Genomic DNA, 15,678 nt, shown 5'->3' with positions numbered 1-15,678 from the left:
TGCATATCTTCTTCGGAGACGCAGTTTGAATAATCAGTGGTTCTCGAAAATTGCCGTGTGGCTTGTCATAGCCCTCGTGCTTTTCACCGTGTTCAAGCAGTTCGACACGCGTGGTGCCGCAGGTGCTTCCGTGGTGGGCTACTCCGACTTCCTTGAAGAAGTCCGCGGCGGCCGCATCAAGAACGCCGTCATCCAGGAAGGCCAGGGCGGCACGGAAATCGTCGCCGTCAAGGAAGACGGCACCAAGGTCCGCACCACTGCCACCTACCTCGACCGGGGCCTGGTTGGCGACCTGATCAATAACAAGGTGAAGTTCGACGTCAAGCCGCGTGAAGAGGGCTCTTTGCTCATGACGCTGCTGGTCAGCTGGGGCCCGATGCTGCTGCTGATTGGCGTGTGGGTGTACTTCATGCGCCAGATGCAAGGCGGCGGCAAGGGCGGCGCTTTCAGCTTCGGCAAGAGCAAAGCGCGCATGCTCGACGAGAACAACAACCAGGTCACCTTTGCGGACGTCGCCGGCTGCGACGAAGCGAAGGAAGAAGTCAAGGAAGTCGTCGACTTCCTGAAAGACCCCCAGAAATTCCAGAAGCTCGGCGGGCGCATCCCGCGCGGCCTGCTGCTGGTCGGGCCTCCGGGTACCGGCAAGACTCTGCTCGCAAAGGGCATTGCTGGCGAAGCGAAGGTTCCGTTCTTCTCGATCTCCGGTTCCGACTTCGTCGAGATGTTCGTTGGCGTGGGCGCTGCCCGTGTCCGCGACATGTTCGAGAACGCCAAGAAGAACGCACCTTGCATCATCTTCATCGACGAAATCGATGCCGTCGGCCGCCAGCGCGGCGCGGGCCTGGGTGGTGGCAATGACGAGCGCGAGCAAACGCTCAACCAGATGCTCGTCGAGATGGACGGCTTTGAAACCAACCTCGGCGTGATCGTCGTGGCTGCCACGAACCGCCCTGACATTCTGGACGCCGCATTGCTGCGCCCTGGCCGTTTCGACCGCCAGGTGTACGTGCAGCTGCCCGATATCCGCGGCCGCGAGCAGATTCTGAATGTGCACATGCGCAAGATTCCGATCGGCCAGGACGTGAATGCCAGCGTGATCGCACGCGGCACGCCCGGCATGTCGGGTGCTGACCTGGCCAACCTCTGCAATGAAGCCGCCTTGATGGCAGCGCGCCGCAGTGCTCGCGTCGTCGAAATGCAGGACTTCGAGAAGGCCAAAGACAAGATCTTCATGGGCCCCGAGCGCAAGAGCATGGTCATGCCCGAGGAAGAGCGTCGCAACACCGCCTATCACGAGGCAGGGCACGCGCTCATCGGCAAGATGCTGCCCAAGACGGACCCGGTGCACAAGGTCACGATCATCCCGCGCGGCCGTGCCCTCGGCGTGACGATGAGCCTGCCCGCGCAGGACCGCTACAGCTACGACCGCGAGTACATGCTGAACCAGATAGCGATGCTGTTTGGTGGCCGTATCGCCGAAGAAGTCTTCATGAACCAAATGACGACGGGCGCTTCGAACGACTTCGAGCGTGCCACGACGATCGCCCGAGACATGGTGATGCGCTACGGCATGACCGACGCGCTGGGCCCGATGGTCTATGCCGAGAACGAAGGCGAAGTGTTCCTGGGCCGCTCGGTCACCAAGACGACTAACATGTCCGAGCAAACCATGCAGAAGGTCGACCAGGAAGTGCGTCGCATCATCGACGAGCAATACGCCCTGGCCCGCAAGCTGATCGAGGACAACCAGGACAAGATGCACGCGATGGCCAAGGCGCTGCTCGAATGGGAAACCATCGACGCCGACCAGCTCGACGACATCATGGCCGGCAAGGACCCGCGCCCGCCCAAGGACTTCACGCCGCGCACGCCCACGGGCGGCTCGGGTGGCACGCCGGTAGGTGCCGACCCGGCGCCTACAGCTGCTTGAGGGGTTGAGCGTTGAGCGTCGGGCGTTGAGCGTCGCGCAGGCGTAGTGCCGGGCTTGGCGCCGAACGCCCCACGCCGAACGCTCAACCTTCCCGTCATGCATTGGCAAACCAGCCGCTACCTCATCGATCTTTCGCAGCCGAAGGTCATGGGCATCGTCAACGTGACGCCTGATTCGTTTTCGGACGGCGGCCACTACGCCAGCACCAAGGCGGCGCTCGATCACTGCCAGAAGCTGCTGCAAGAAGGCGCGGACATCCTCGACATTGGCGGCGAATCCAGCCGGCCCGGCACGCCGCCGGTTCCGCTCGATGAAGAGCTCGCCCGCGTGCTGCCTGTGCTGCGTGAGGCTGTGTCGCTCGGCGTGCCGGTGTCTGTGGACACGTACAAGCCGCAAGTGATGCAGCAGGCGCTTGATTTGGGCGCAGACATCATCAATGACATCTGGGGCGTGCGCCAGCCAGGCGCGCGCGAGGTGATCGCTGCACATGCGTCGTGTGGCGTGTGCGTGATGCACATGCATGGCGAGCCGCAAACCATGCAGCGCTCGCCGATGGAAGGCGATGCCGTGCCGCAGGTGCGCGCCTTCCTCGACGGCGCAACGCGCCTGCTGCGCGAGGCGGGCGTTGCCCCTGCGCGCATCGCCTGGGACCCGGGCATTGGCTTTGGCAAGACGGTGGAACAGAATTTCGCACTGCTGGCGCGGCAGCACGAGTTGCTCGCAGGCCATGCGCTCGTCGCAGGCTGGTCGCGCAAGTCGTCACTCGGCAGCGTGACGGGGCTGGACGTCAACGATCGGCTCATCCCCAGCGTGTCGGCAGCGGTGCTCGCCGTCGAGCGCGGCGCGCACATCGTGCGCGTGCATGACGTGAAGGAAACTGTTGCCGCCCTGAAGGTGTTCGGCGCGATGGCAGCAGGCAATAATTAAAAGAGGCATTCCATGACAAGAAAATATTTCGGCACAGACGGCATCCGTGGCACGGTCGGCCAACCGCCGATCACGCCCGACTTTGTGCTGCGCCTTGCACATGCCGTAGGCCGTGTGCTGAAGAAGAAAGAGGCGCGCCCCACCGTGCTGATCGGCAAGGACACCCGCATCTCCGGCTACATGCTCGAGAGCGCGCTGGAATCGGGCTTCAACTCCGCCGGCGTTGATGTCGTGCTGCTCGGCCCGCTGCCCACACCGGGCGTGGCCTACCTGACGCGGGCGCAGCGCGCGAGCCTGGGCGTGGTGATCAGTGCAAGCCACAACGCATTCGCGGACAACGGCATCAAGTTCTTCAGCGCGCAGGGCACGAAGCTGCCTGACGAATGGGAAATCGCCGTTGAAGCCGCGCTCGACGAGCCGCCCGTGTGGGCTGATTCCGCCACGCTCGGCAAGGCCCGCCGCCTGGACGACGCGGCAGGCCGCTACATCGAATTCTGCAAAGGCACCTTCGCCAGCGACCTCACCTTGCGCGGCAAGACCATCGTGGTCGATGCGGCCCATGGCGCGGCGTACCAGGTTGCGCCCAAGGTGTTCCACGAGCTGGGCGCCGAAGTGATCTGCATCGGCTGCGCGCCTGACGGCCTGAACATCAACGACCATGTGGGCGCTACCCACCCCGACGCACTCGTGGCCGCCGTGAAGCAGCACAAGGCCGACTTTGGCGTTGCGCTCGATGGCGACGCTGACCGCCTGCAAGTCGTGGACAACAACGGGCGCCTGTTCAACGGCGACGAGCTGCTCTATCTACTTGCCGCCGACCGTCTGGCGAACGGTGAGAAGGTGCCAGGGGTCGTCGGCACGTTGATGACCAACATGGCCGTCGAGATCGCCCTCAAGGCCCGCGGCCTGCAGTTCGTGCGGGCCAAAGTCGGTGACCGCTACGTGCTCGAAGAACTCGACCGCCACGGCTGGCTGCTGGGCGGCGAGGGCTCTGGCCACTTGCTCGCACTCGACAGGCACACCACGGGCGATGGCCTCATCAGCGCGTTGCAAGTGCTCAATGCAGTGGTGCGCAGTGGCAAGTCGGTGGCGCAACTGCTTGAAGACGTCACGATCTTTCCGCAGTGCCTCATCAACGTGCGGCTGCAACCCGGGCAGGACTGGAAAAAGAGCGAAGCGCTGGCCGCGGAGAGCCGCAAAGTCGAAACCGAGCTCGCGGGGCAGGGCCGCGTCCTGATCCGCGCGAGTGGCACAGAGCCTTTGCTGCGGCTCATGGTCGAAGCCCGCGAAGAGTCTGTGGCCAGGTCGATGGCCGAGCGACTCGCGCAGGCGGTGAAGGCCGGTTGAATGTCGCAGCCGCGCGTTGTTGCCGTCCACGCGAGCACGAGCCACAGCTTCAGCAAGTTCACTGAAGAGGCGATCACCTTGCTCGAAGGCCTGGGCGTGCAGGGTGATACGCATGCCGGCGTGACGGTGCAGCATCGCTCGCGCGTGGCACGCGATGCGTCGCAACCCAACTTGCGGCAAGTGCATCTGCTGCATGCGGAGCTGTTCGATGAACTGGTTGCTGGCGGCTTCGCCGTGTTCCCTGGCGACCTTGGCGAGAACATCACTACACGCGGCCTCGATGTGCTGGCGCTGCCCACTGGCACGCGCCTTCGCATCGGTGCCGATGCAATCGTTGAAATCACAGGCCTGCGCAATCCGTGTTCGCAGATCGACAAGTTCCAGCTCGGCCTGACGGCGGCCGTGCTCGATCGCGATGCGCAGGGCAACCTCATTCGCAAGGCGGGCGTGATGGGCATCGTGCTGCAGGGCGGCGAGGTGCGCACGGGCGACGCCATTGAAGTGATGCTGCCTGCGCTGCCGCACGTCGCGCTGATTCCAGTCTGAAGCGGGCGGGCCCGGTGGCTTGCCCGTTCGAAAGGCTGCGCGGATACTCGCGGCCATGACCTTCCACCTGTACAAGATCAACGAGATCTATTCCAACGCCGATGGCACGATGCAGTACATCGAGCTGTCCGTTGGCAACTTCCAGGACCAGGGCCACTGGGTGGGCCAGCACATCAGCGTCAGCAATGGCGTCGCGACGCACACGCTGGAGTTCACGCACGACTTGCCGAGCGAGCTGACGGCCAACACAACGGTGCTGATTGCCACGCAGGCCTTCGCTGACATCGGCGTTGTCAAACCCGACTTCATCATTCCGGACAACTTCCTGTTCACGGCCAGCGGAACGGTCAACTTTGCCGGTGTCGATTCAGTCGTGTATTTCGCGCTGCCAAGCAACGGCCAGTCCGTGAATCGTTTCGGCGCGCTGCAGGCGGGCACGCCGAAAAATTTTGCCGGTGCCACGATCACGATCGACCCGTTGCCGCCAACCTTCACCGTCACGAACGGCACGGCGGACGACGATCACCTGACCGGCGTCGTGGGCAATGACCAGATCTACGGCTTTGCAGGCAACGACACGCTCGATGGCGGCCAGGGCGGCAACGACACACTCGATGGCGGCGATGGCACTGACACAGCGTTGCTCTACGCGCTGTCTAACGGCATCACAGCCGTGAGCGGCACGCTGGACCACCTCACGGTGACGGCGTGGGGCCGCGTCACGACCTATATCGATGTAGAGCGTGTTCAGGCTTTCGACAAGACCTTTGCGTTCGACACGCATGTGGGTGATTCGCTGTGGAACCTGGCAGCGCTGGTTTGGGCCGGGACCGGCTTCAAGCCGAGTGCGGGCACGCTCTGGACGTATGCGTCGGTGGCCGACTCAACTTCGTCGATCAATGAGCTCTCCCACGAACTGCTCGAGTTGTTCGGTCTCGCGGACGTCGGCGCGGCCGACTTCGTGACCCATCTTTTCCAGACGGTGTTGCAAATCGACCCGACGCCCGACCAGGTGGCCGCTGTCACAGCCCTGATGGGGCCGGGCCACCTGTTCGAGACGGACGCCGACCTGCTGGCCTACGTTGCCGTCCAGTCGATCAACACCGACAAGATGGTGGACTTCACCGGTAGCGTCCAGCAGCTGATTCCGAGCCAGTGGATCTAGCGCCAACGCGCGTTTTCATCGTAGTGCCACAAATGGGTTGCACGATGCGACCCATGACCCAACCCATCGTCATCGTCGCCATTGCCGCTGCTTGCATGCGCGGCGCCGTGGAATTCGTCGCGCTGCAGCTGTGGCGCCTGCGCGAACGCAGCTGGCGTTGAAGGCGCGGGTTCCCGAACTCCAGGAGCTCGAACGCGTCCTGTCTCGACTGGGCAGCGATGCGCAGCGGCACATCGCCTGCGAAGTGCAAGGCACCCCCGGCCAGACATTGCCGCTGCACGTCGTCACGCTGGGTAATCCGCACGCGGATGCTGGCGTCGCCTACGTCGGCGGTGTGCACGGCCTCGAGCGCATTGGGTCGGCTGTAGTAACTGCATGGCTCGACAGCCTGGTCTCGCGCCTCGAATGGGATTCGTCGCTTCATCAGTTGCTCGAGCGTGTGCGAGTCGTGTTCATTCCCATCGTCAATCCCGGCGGCATGCTGCGCGGCACACGCGCCAATCCGCAAGGTGTGGACCTGATGCGCAACGCGCCGGTCGATGCACTCGACGCCGTGCCATTCCTCGTGGGTGGGCAGCGCATCAGTGCAGGCCTGCCGTGGTATCGCGGTCGGCTGGGTGAGCCGATGCAGCCAGAGAGCGCCGCGCTGTGCGATGTCGTGCAGCGCGAGTTGCACGGGCGCAAGTTTTCATTGGCGCTGGATTGCCATTCGGGTTTCGGCATGCGAGACCGCATCTGGTTCCCGATGGCGCATCGCCGCCAGCCGATTGCACATCTGGCGCACCTGCACGCGCTCAACGACATCTTCGAGCAGAGCAACAACCACCACCATTACGTGTTCGAGCCGCAGAGCCGCCAGTACCTGGCGCATGGCGACTTGTGGGACTACTCGTACATGCAAGCGTGCGAAGCGGGGCAGGGCGTCTTCCTGCCGCTCACGCTGGAGATGGGTTCATGGCTGTGGGTGCGAAAGAACCCGCGCCAGCTCTTCTCGCGCCACGGCATCTTCAACCCGCTGATCGAGCACCGGCAGCAGCGCGTGCTGCGACGGCACTTCGCGCTGCTCGATTTCACGCTACGTGCGGCCGCATCGGCGAGCGCATGGCTGCCAGAAGGCGATGCGCTCCAGACACACCGTGCTGCTGCGATGCAGCGCTGGTACGCGCGTACATAAACGCTGGCGGTGTGTCATCAAACTGACCCGCAATTGCCACATTCGCGTCACTGGATGTTTGCACACTCCCGCTCATCGAGACCAACCGGAGCCGATCGATGAACGAACTGCCGAACCCGACCTTTGCACTTTCGCCGGTCGCCGTGCAACGGGGGTCACTTCCAGGAAATGATGCAGATGTTCAAAGGGCAGGCGGTGCGCTGGTTTCGTGGGCTCGGCATCAGGACGAAGTCCGGCAGGCGCAACGCCTGAGGTTCAAAGTCTTCGCAGAGGAGATGGGCGCACGGCTGAACACCAACGTGCCGGGCCACGACGTCGACCTGTTCGATGACTACTGCGAACACCTGCTGGTGCGTGACCCCGAAACACTGCAAGTCATTGGCACCTACCGTGTGCTCACCCCGGCGCAGGCCAAGCGCGCGGGTGGTGCCTATAGCGACACGGAATTTGATTTGACGCGCCTGCGCTTCCTGCGCGAACGCATGGTCGAGCTCGGCCGCAGTTGCGTGCACCGCGACCATCGCCACGGCGGCGTGATCCTCGCGCTGTGGGGCGCGCTGGCGCAATTCATGCATCGCAACAAGCTCGACACGATGATCGGCTGCGCCAGCATCCCGATGCTGCACAACGGTGTTGTGAGTGGCGACGCAGCGGCGAGCATCTGGCAGCAAGTGAGCAAGACGCACCTGGCGCCGATCGAATATCACGTGCGCCCGCGCTTGCCGCTGCCAGTCGAGCAACTCGATGGCTCGCTCGATGTCGAGCCGCCCGCGCTGATCAAGGGCTACTTGCGCCTGGGCGCCAAGGTGCTGGGGCCTCCGGCATGGGACCCGGACTTCAACACGGCCGACTTGCCGATGCTGATGCGCGTGGCGGACCTGCCTTCGCGCTACCGCCGCCAATTCAAGGAATGAGGCGATGCGCACCGCCTTCGACGCCTTCCTCCCATTCACAGAAGGTATCGTCGCCGGCGCAGCGTTCGACACCACGCACAACACCCACGATGCCGATGACGCGCATGGCGGGCAGCGCATGCGCACGATCTTCATTTCCGATATTCACCTGGGCACGCCGGGCTGCCAGGCGCAGGCGCTGCTGCAGTTCCTCAAAGACTATCCGTGCGACAACCTGTACCTTGTCGGCGACATCGTCGATGGCTGGCAGCTGCGCAAGCGGTGGTACTGGCCACAGGCGCACAACGACGTCGTGCAGAAGCTGCTGCGTGCAGCGCGCAAGGGTTGCCGCGTGATCTACGTGCCGGGCAACCATGACGAATTCGCACGGCAGTTTGCGGGCCATCATTTCGGCGGCATCGAAGTGCGCAATGAAGCCGTGCACGTCACGGCAGATGGCCGCAGCCTGTGGGTGATTCATGGCGACTACTTCGATGGCGTCGTGCAGTGCGCAAAGTGGCTCGCGTATGTCGGCGACAACCTGTATGAGTTCACCTTGCGGCTGAACCGCCATCTCAACCACATGCGCGCCCGGCTCGGCCTGCCGTACTGGTCGCTCTCGGCGTACCTCAAGCAGAAGGTGAAGAAGGCGCTGAACTACGTCACTGACTTTGAAGCGGCCGTTGCCCATGAAGCCAAGCGCCGCGGCCACGACGGCGTTGTCTGCGGCCACATCCACCGCGCAGAGATGCGAATGATCGACGGCGTTCTGTATTGCAACGACGGCGACTGGGTTGAAAGCCGCAGCGCACTCGTCGAGCACTTCGACGGCCGGCTCGAACTTTTGAGCTGGAGCACCGGCCACGACGTCCCCGGCACCCATTCACACACCGCCATCCAACCCGCCACCGCCCTCGTGAAGGAACACGCATGAAACTCGCATTGGTGACTGACGCCTGGCTGCCGCAGGTCAATGGCGTCGTGACGACGCTCGTGGAACTGGTGCGTGAACTCACGCTGCTCGGCTACGAGGTCAAAGTGATCCAGCCCGGCTTGTTTGCAACGCGCCCGTGTCCCGGCTATGCGGGCATCGATCTCGCAATTTCGCCGAAGAAGCGCCTGCGCGAAATGCTGGACGAGTTCCAGCCCGATGCGATCCACCTCGCCACGGAAGGGCCACTCGGCTGGGCGGGCCGCTCCTACTGCCTGTCGAAGGGGCTGCGCTTCACCACGGCGTTCCACACGAAGTTCCCCGAGATCGTGAACGCCGCGGCACGTGTGCCAGTGGGGTGGGGCTATGCGGTCATGCGCCACTTCCACAAGCACTCGTCCGGGATCATGGTGCCGACGCAAAGCGTGCTGCGCATGCTGGAGGGCAGGGGCTTTCGCAACCTGCGCGCGTGGACGCATGGCGTGGACACGACGCTCTTCGAATACCAGGCGCGGCCCGCCGACATTGCGGAATTCGCCGGCCTGGCGCGGCCCATCTCCTTGTTTGTGGGACGTGTTTCATACGAGAAAAACATCGAGGCCTTCCTGAAGATGGACTTTCCCGGCACCAAGGTGGTCTGCGGTGTCGGCCCGGTCGAAGCATCGCTGAAGCAGCGGTTTCCACAGGTGCGATGGCTGGGCCTGTTGCCGCGCGACAAGCTGGCAACGGTGTATGCAGGCGCGGACCTGTTTGTCTTCCCAAGTCACGCAGACACGTTCGGCCTGGTGATGGTCGAGGCCATGGCGTGTGGCACGCCAGTTGCTGCGTTTCCGGTGGATGGCCCGCTCGAAGTGCTGGGCCGCCTGCACGACAGCGGCCGCAGCCTGGGCGGTGTGATGCATGAAGATTTGCAGAAGGCCAGCTTCGGTGCGATGGGTGTGCCGCGCCATGAAGCGCGCGCCCGTTCGCTCGACTTCAGCTGGGCGCACGCGACCCGCCTTTTTGCGAGCTTTCTTGTGCAGGCGCGCGCACATGACAAAGCGCAAACACAGCCCACACAGGCCGTCACGAACCTGTCATCTGGCTAAGTGACACTGTCACAATTGCTTCATCAAATCGACTTACACCCTGATCTCCGCCGCCGCCGTGTCCGCGCCTTCCTCGCAGGGAATCCCTTTCCTCGACCGTGACCACAGCATCCTCGCTTTCAACGAGCGCGTGCTGGACTGGGCGCATCGCGCCGACGTGCCGTTGCTTGAGCGGCTTCGCTACCTGTGCATCGTCTCGTCCAACCTCGACGAGTTCTTCGAAGTGCGTGCTGCGCCACACCTGACAGCCGTGCAGACGGGGCAGGCGAAGGGCGAATACTCCGTGCAGTCGTTCGTGAGCCTGTCGCGCGCCGCGCACTTACTGGTGGACAAGCAGTATTCGCTCTACAACGACGAGCTGATGCCCGCGTTTGCCAAAAAAGGCATCGAGATCGTCTCCAGTGGCGAGCGCACTGCGGCCCAGCGCGCCTGGGTAGCCAGCTACTTTGAATCCGACGTGCGGCCCTTGCTCATTCCGGTGGGCCTGGATCCCGCGCACCCGTTCCCGCAGGTGGCGAACAAATCGCTCAACTTCATCGTGCGCCTGTCGGGCAAGGACGCCTTCGGCCGTGAGAACGAGATCGCCATCGTGAAGGTGCCGCGTGTGCTGCCGCGCCTGATCCGCATGCCCTCGCGCGTGTCGCGCGGCAAGTCGCTCTTCGTGTCGCTCTCCAGCGTGATCCGCGCGCACCTCGACAGCCTCTTCGCGGGGCGCCAGGTCGGCGAGTTCTCGCAGTTCCGCGTTACCCGCCACTCGGACCTGGCGGTGGACGAAGACGACGTGAAAGACCTGCGCACCGCCTTGCGGCTGGGCTTGCAGCATCGCCACTACGGCCAGGCCGTGCGCCTGGAAGTCTCGTCGGGGTGTTCCGAATATCTCTCGGCTTTCCTGCTGCGTGAGTTCGAGTTGCCGCCGGGCGCGCTGTATCGCGTGCATGGCCCGGTGAACCTCGTGCGGTTCGCGCAACTGATCGACCTGCTCGACGAGCCGAAGCTGCTCTTCGCCCCCCACACACCGACGTATCCCGTCCAACTCGTGCCGGGGCAGTCGATCTTCGAGCAGTTGCGCAAACGCGATGTCCTGATCCACCAGCCGTTCGAGAGCTACGACGGCGTGCTGGCGTTCCTGCGCGAAGCCGTGCACGACCCGAAGGTGCTGGCAATCAAGCAGACCATCTACCGCACCGGCGCCGACTCTGAACTGATGGACTTGTTGCAGGAGGCCGTGCGGCGCGGCAAGGAAGTGACTGCGGTTGTGGAGCTGAAAGCGCGCTTCGATGAAGAGGCCAATATCAACTGGGCCGAGTCACTGGAGGCGATCGGCGCGCAAGTGGTCTATGGCGTGATCGGCCTGAAGACCCACGCGAAGATGTTGCTCATCACGCGGCGCGAAGGGCGACAGCTTGTTCGCTATGCGCACCTGTCCACGGGCAACTACAACTCGCGCACGGCGCGGCTCTACACAGACCTGAGCTACCTGACGGCCAACGTGGCGCTCACGTCCGATCTTGAAGCCGTTTTTGTCCATCTGGCCAGCCACAGCCGCCTGCCGCGTCTTGCGCAGGTGTGGCTTGCGCCGTTTCACCTGCATCGCAAGCTGCTCGACCGGATCGAGGCACTGACCGAAGGTGCTGCGCAAGGAAAGAAGGCACGCATCGTCATCAAGATGAACGCATTGACCGACCTGCCGCTGATGCAGGCGCTGGTGCGCGCCGGGCAGGCAGGCGTGAGCATTGACCTGATCGTGCGCGGCGCCTGCATGTTGCCGGCCCGATTGCCGGGCGTGACGGACAACATCCGCGTGCGCTCGATCATCGGGCGCTTCCTCGAGCACTCGCGGGTCATCTATTTCCGGCTCGACGATGACGAGCAGCTCTACCTGTCGAGCGCCGACTGGATGAACCGCAACATGCTGCGCCGGGTGGAACTGGCGTGGCCCGTGAACGATCCCGTCCTGCGCCAGCGCATCGTGGACGAGTGCCTGGTCGCGTACCTGCACGATGAGCGCGACGCCTGGGACCTGATGGCGGACGGACATTACAAGCGCGTCAAGCGCGCAAGTGACGCCAGGGCGCCGAGTGCGCAGGCAGCCCTCGCGGCGCGCTATGTTGCCCCCAAGGGGCAGGAAGCTGGTTAAACCATGGACCTGATTTTGTGGCGGCATGCCGAAGCCGTGGACGATGTAGACGGCGGTGACGACCTGCAACGCGCGTTGACGGCGCGCGGCGAGAAGCAAGCCATGCGCATGGCCGCATGGCTCGACCGGCACTTGCCGGAGGGCGCGCGCATCCTGGCGAGCCCCGCGCTTCGGTGTGAACAGACAGCGATGGCGCTGGGCCGCAAGTTCAAGACCCGCACCGAGCTCGCGCCCGACGGCACCGTCGCCGGCGTCCTCGAAGCAGCCAAATGGCCCGATGCCAAGGAGCATGTGGTGATCGTCGGCCACCAGCCTGTGCTTGGGGAAACCGTGGCGCAGCTGTTGCAGCTCAAGCAGCCCGCCTGCCCGATCCGCAAGGGCGCCGTCTGGTGGTTTCGCACCCGCGAGCGTGACGGGCACCAGCAGACCTTGCTGATCGCCGTGCAGTCGCCGGACACCGTCGGCTAGCCGCCGACACGGGGCCTGGTGCTACCGTTCGACTTTCAGGGCCACCATGTCGATCGAATTCGAATTGAAGCTACAGGTCCCGCCGGAACGCAGCCGGGATATTGCCGCCGCGCTTGGCTCCGCGCCGCGCCAGCGCATGCGCGCGGTGTACTTCGATTCAGCGGACGAATTGCTGGCACGCCACCATTTGGCGCTTCGCTTGCGCAAGGAAGGCCGCGAGTGGGTGCAGACAGCGAAGGCGCCGGGTGCCCACGGCCACGCCCGGCTGGAGCACAACGTGCCGCTTGGCCGCGCGGCGGCAGTCCCTGCCGTGTCGCTGCAGCGGCATGCAGGCTCGGTGGTCGAAAAAGCGTTTCGCACCGCCCTGGGCGTTCGCGATCTCGGCGACGCCGAGCCTCTGGTCGCGCGGTTTGAGACTGACGTGTATCGCGTCGCCAGCGAGATTTCAGACTCGCACGGCAATCGTGTGGAGATCGCCTTCGACCGCGGCCACATTCGTGCCGCTGACGCGTCGCTGCCCGTCTGCGAGATTGAGTTCGAGTGTGTGCATGGCGATCCGGCGGCTGCCGTGCGAGTGGCCCGCCAATGGGCTCAGGAGCACGGGCTGTGGATCTCGACGGCGAGCAAGGCGCTGCGCGGTGACTTGCTCGCGAGGGGCAGGGCTATTCCCGATGCCACGCCGGCCTCGCAACCTTCACTGCATCGGCACGCGAGTGCGGTGAACGTGGTGGCCGAAATGGCCCTGCATGCGCTCGACCAGGTGTTTGCAAACGCCTCGGCGGTTGGTGATGGGTGTGACGATGCCGACATCGTCCACCAGCTGCGCATCGGCCTTCGCCGCTTGCGTGTCGTGGTGCGGGAATTCAGCCGGTGCGTGCCGGGGCTGGACACGCGCCACGAGGCGGAGCTGGCTGGCGTGTTCCGGCTGCTGGGCGAGCACCGTGACCGGCACAACCTCATCACGCTCATCGGTCCGCGCATCGTGGCTGATGGCGGGCCGCAACTTGACTGGCCGACGCCTGTTGGTGCGAGCGAGCTCTCGCGCGCCGTGCGATCGCAGCCGTTCCAGCAGGCGCTCCTGGTGCTGCTGGAGGCGGCCACGGCGGCGGCGGGCGAAGGCGGCGCCAGCCGCGACGCATCAGCGCGCCGCCTTGTGTCGCAGCGGCTTGCCCGCCTTCATCGGGCGCTGGTACACGACAGCAGGCGGTATGGCCAACTTGACGAGGCCCGCCAGCACCGGGTGCGCAAGCGGCTGAAGCGGCTGCGCTACGTCGCGCAACTCGCAGCTTCGTTATTTGGGCGCAAAGACGTGGCGCGCTATCTCGAAGCGGCCCAACCCCTGCAGGATGCACTGGGGCAGTACAACGATGAATTGGGCGCGCTGGACGCTCACCGCCAACGTGCTCGCCGCGATACCGATGCCATGTTCGGCCAAGGCTGGCTGGCGGCGCAGTGCCACGTCAGTGCCCGTGCCTGCGCAAACGAGCTCGCACGGTTTCTCAGGCGCAAGCCTTTTTGGCCATAGTGCGTTTCAGCGGCGTGCGCATGGGCGCAACTCAGTCCAGTGCAAACGCCCAGGGGGTTTTCTGCCATGCCACACATTCCTCACGCAGCAGGTGCGCAGACTGCGGGTAGGCGGCAGCCCAGTCGGGGCGCAATTCCAGGGTGACGGTGCGGCCATCGGCGCGCAAGGTGAGGCCGCGCAGGTCCGGATCGCGGCGCGCGTGGCACAGCAGCACGGCCAGCCGCAGGGCCAGCAGCTGGTGCACGAATTCGTCGTCGCCGAAGTCGGCTTCGAGCTTGCGCAGCTTGCCGCGGTGGCCCAGCACCAGCAGGCCGAGCTGGTGCAGCTCGGGCTGCGCAAAACCGGCGGCGTCGGCGTTCTCGAGGATGTACGCGCCATGCTTGTGATAGTCGCTGTGCGCAATGAGGCTGCCGATCTCGTGCAGGCGCGCAGCCCATTCCACCGGCCTGTGGAGCCGTTCGACGTCGCCGGGGCCGTCGCCTTCGCGTAGCTGGCGAAGCAGTTGCAGGGCAACCTTGCGCACGCGCTGCGCCTGCGAGAGATCGACGCCGAACTTCGCCGCCATCCGCTCCACGGTGCTGGAGCGGATGTCGGTTTCGCCATGCTCGCGATCGAGCAGGTCGTAGAGCGCACCATGGCGCAAAGCACCTTGCGCCGCCAGCATCTCGTCGATGCCGAGCAAGTCGAACACGGCAAGCAGGACGCTGAGGCCACCGCCGATCACGGCGCGGCGGTCGTCCTTCAGGCCCTCGAGTTTCACGCGGTCGGCCGATCGAGCGGCGATCAACTGCTCGCGCAGCCATTCGAGCGCGTCGCGCGTGACGGCCGCCGACTCGAAGCCGCTGGCCAGCAACACGTCGGCGACGGCGCCGATCGTGCCCGACGAGCCGTATGCGATCTCCCAGCGATCATGCGAGTACGCATCCAGCGCCTCATCGAGCACGGCTTTGGCAGCGACCTCGGCGGCCTGGAATGCTGATGTCGTGAATTCGCCCTGCGGAAAATACTTCATCGACCATGCGACGCTGCCCACGCGAAAGCTGTCCATCACCTGCGCCTCGAAGCGCTGGCCGAGGATCAGCTCGGTGGAGCGGCCGCCGATGTCGACGACAAGACGGCGCTCGTCAGACTGCGGCAGCAAGCGTGCAACGCCCTGGTAGATCAGCCGCGCTTCTTCGCGGCCGGATATCACTTCGATCGGAAAGCCCAGTACCTGGTTGGCTTTGGCAAGGAATGCTTCGCGGTTGCGTGCCTCGCGCAGCGTCTGCGTGGCAACGGCTCGCACCTGTGACTTGCGAAAGCCGCGCAGCCGCTCGCCAAAGCGAGCCAGGCAATCGAGCCCGCGCTGCATCGCGTCTTGCGTGAGGTTGCGCGATTCGTCCAGGCCATTGCCCTGGCGCACGGTTTCCTTGAGGTATTCAGTGCGGCGGATCTGGCCATGGTCCAGCCGCCCGATTTCGAGGCGAAAACTGTTGGAGCCGAGGTCAACCGCGGCGAGGAGGGAGCCGTCTTGCATGCTGTTTGATTTGGTTTCGGCCAGCATAGCA

At 64.5% G+C, this 15,678-nt stretch carries 13 protein-coding genes; 12 read left to right on the top strand and 1 reads right to left on the bottom strand.

Features of this window, described 5'->3' with window-relative positions; translation table 11 throughout:
- The first annotated feature begins 25 nt into the window (after window positions 1-25).
- The 12 genes from ftsH (at window position 26) to GHT07_RS12650 (ending at window position 14,131) form a co-directional block, all read left to right on the top strand.
- On the top strand, window positions 26-1,930 hold the full coding sequence (gene ftsH / locus GHT07_RS12705) for an ATP-dependent zinc metalloprotease FtsH (RefSeq protein WP_153585465.1): 1,905 nt from the start codon (window positions 26-28) through the stop codon (window positions 1,928-1,930).
- A 96-nt stretch (window positions 1,931-2,026) separates the two neighbouring features.
- Window positions 2,027-2,857: a dihydropteroate synthase gene (folP, locus tag GHT07_RS12700; protein ID WP_153585464.1), complete on the top strand. Its 831-nt coding sequence runs from the start codon at window positions 2,027-2,029 to the stop codon at window positions 2,855-2,857.
- A gap of 12 nt (window positions 2,858-2,869) precedes the next feature.
- Entirely contained in the window at window positions 2,870-4,204 is a 1,335-nt protein-coding gene (gene glmM, locus GHT07_RS12695; RefSeq protein ID WP_153585463.1) for a phosphoglucosamine mutase, read from the top strand.
- Window positions 4,205-4,750 carry an MOSC domain-containing protein gene (locus GHT07_RS12690; RefSeq protein WP_153585462.1) on the top strand — a complete coding sequence of 182 codons (546 nt, stop codon included), beginning with the start codon at window positions 4,205-4,207 and terminating at the stop codon, window positions 4,748-4,750.
- A gap of 55 nt (window positions 4,751-4,805) precedes the next feature.
- Entirely contained in the window at window positions 4,806-5,915 is a 1,110-nt protein-coding gene (locus GHT07_RS12685) for a calcium-binding protein (protein ID WP_153585461.1), read from the top strand.
- Window positions 5,916-6,045: 130 nt separating this feature from the next.
- Window positions 6,046-7,089 carry a DUF2817 domain-containing protein gene (locus GHT07_RS12680; RefSeq protein ID WP_323740918.1) on the top strand — a complete coding sequence of 348 codons (1,044 nt, stop codon included), beginning with the start codon at window positions 6,046-6,048 and terminating at the stop codon, window positions 7,087-7,089.
- Between the two features lie 98 nt (window positions 7,090-7,187).
- Window positions 7,188-8,003, top strand: coding sequence for a GNAT family N-acetyltransferase (locus tag GHT07_RS12675; RefSeq protein ID WP_153585460.1), 816 nt, complete (start codon window positions 7,188-7,190; stop codon window positions 8,001-8,003).
- 4 nt (window positions 8,004-8,007) lie between these two features.
- Window positions 8,008-8,916: a UDP-2,3-diacylglucosamine diphosphatase gene (locus GHT07_RS12670; protein WP_153585459.1), complete on the top strand. Its 909-nt coding sequence runs from the start codon at window positions 8,008-8,010 to the stop codon at window positions 8,914-8,916.
- A complete protein-coding gene (locus GHT07_RS12665; protein ID WP_153585458.1) occupies window positions 8,913-10,001 on the top strand; it encodes a glycosyltransferase family 4 protein in 1,089 nt (362 codons plus the stop codon). Before GHT07_RS12670 ends, GHT07_RS12665 begins: the two co-directional genes overlap by 4 nt.
- 40 nt (window positions 10,002-10,041) lie before the next feature.
- Window positions 10,042-12,138, top strand: a complete 2,097-nt coding sequence (ppk1, locus tag GHT07_RS12660; protein ID WP_153585457.1) for a polyphosphate kinase 1 — start codon at window positions 10,042-10,044, stop codon at window positions 12,136-12,138.
- A gap of 3 nt (window positions 12,139-12,141) precedes the next feature.
- On the top strand, window positions 12,142-12,606 hold the full coding sequence (locus GHT07_RS12655; RefSeq protein WP_153585456.1) for a SixA phosphatase family protein: 465 nt from the start codon (window positions 12,142-12,144) through the stop codon (window positions 12,604-12,606).
- Between the two features lie 46 nt (window positions 12,607-12,652).
- Window positions 12,653-14,131 (top strand): CYTH and CHAD domain-containing protein, encoded by a 1,479-nt coding sequence (locus GHT07_RS12650; protein WP_153585455.1) that lies wholly within the window; start codon window positions 12,653-12,655, stop codon window positions 14,129-14,131.
- 31 nt (window positions 14,132-14,162) lie between these two features.
- Here the strand turns inward: GHT07_RS12650 and ppx are convergent, their stop codons facing one another.
- On the bottom strand, window positions 14,163-15,647 hold the full coding sequence (gene ppx / locus GHT07_RS12645; protein WP_153585454.1) for an exopolyphosphatase: 1,485 nt from the start codon (window positions 15,645-15,647) through the stop codon (window positions 14,163-14,165).
- Window positions 15,648-15,678: the final 31 nt, after the last annotated feature.

Source organism: Caenimonas koreensis DSM 17982 (genome assembly GCF_009646335.1).
GTDB lineage: Bacteria > Pseudomonadota > Gammaproteobacteria > Burkholderiales > Burkholderiaceae_C > Ramlibacter > Ramlibacter koreensis.
The sequence above is the reverse complement of the archived record's forward strand: the minus strand, read 5'-3'. Positions and strand labels throughout refer to the sequence as shown.

Excerpts from the sequence above, each read along its gene's own strand:
- GHT07_RS12675 (WP_153585460.1), top strand. The coding sequence starts at position 7,188 with ATGAACGAACTGCCGAACCCGACCTTTGCACTTTCGCCGGTCGCCGTG.
- ppx (WP_153585454.1), bottom strand. The coding sequence starts at position 15,647 with ATGCAAGACGGCTCCCTCCTCGCCGCGGTTGACCTCGGCTCCAACAGT.
- GHT07_RS12690 (WP_153585462.1), top strand. The coding sequence starts at position 4,205 with ATGTCGCAGCCGCGCGTTGTTGCCGTCCACGCGAGCACGAGCCACAGC.
- GHT07_RS12665 (WP_153585458.1), top strand. The coding sequence starts at position 8,913 with ATGAAACTCGCATTGGTGACTGACGCCTGGCTGCCGCAGGTCAATGGC.
- GHT07_RS12650 (WP_153585455.1), top strand. The coding sequence starts at position 12,653 with ATGTCGATCGAATTCGAATTGAAGCTACAGGTCCCGCCGGAACGCAGC.
- folP (WP_153585464.1), top strand. The coding sequence starts at position 2,027 with ATGCATTGGCAAACCAGCCGCTACCTCATCGATCTTTCGCAGCCGAAG.
- GHT07_RS12685 (WP_153585461.1), top strand. The coding sequence starts at position 4,806 with ATGACCTTCCACCTGTACAAGATCAACGAGATCTATTCCAACGCCGAT.
- GHT07_RS12670 (WP_153585459.1), top strand. The coding sequence starts at position 8,008 with ATGCGCACCGCCTTCGACGCCTTCCTCCCATTCACAGAAGGTATCGTC.
- GHT07_RS12655 (WP_153585456.1), top strand. The coding sequence starts at position 12,142 with ATGGACCTGATTTTGTGGCGGCATGCCGAAGCCGTGGACGATGTAGAC.
- glmM (WP_153585463.1), top strand. The coding sequence starts at position 2,870 with ATGACAAGAAAATATTTCGGCACAGACGGCATCCGTGGCACGGTCGGC.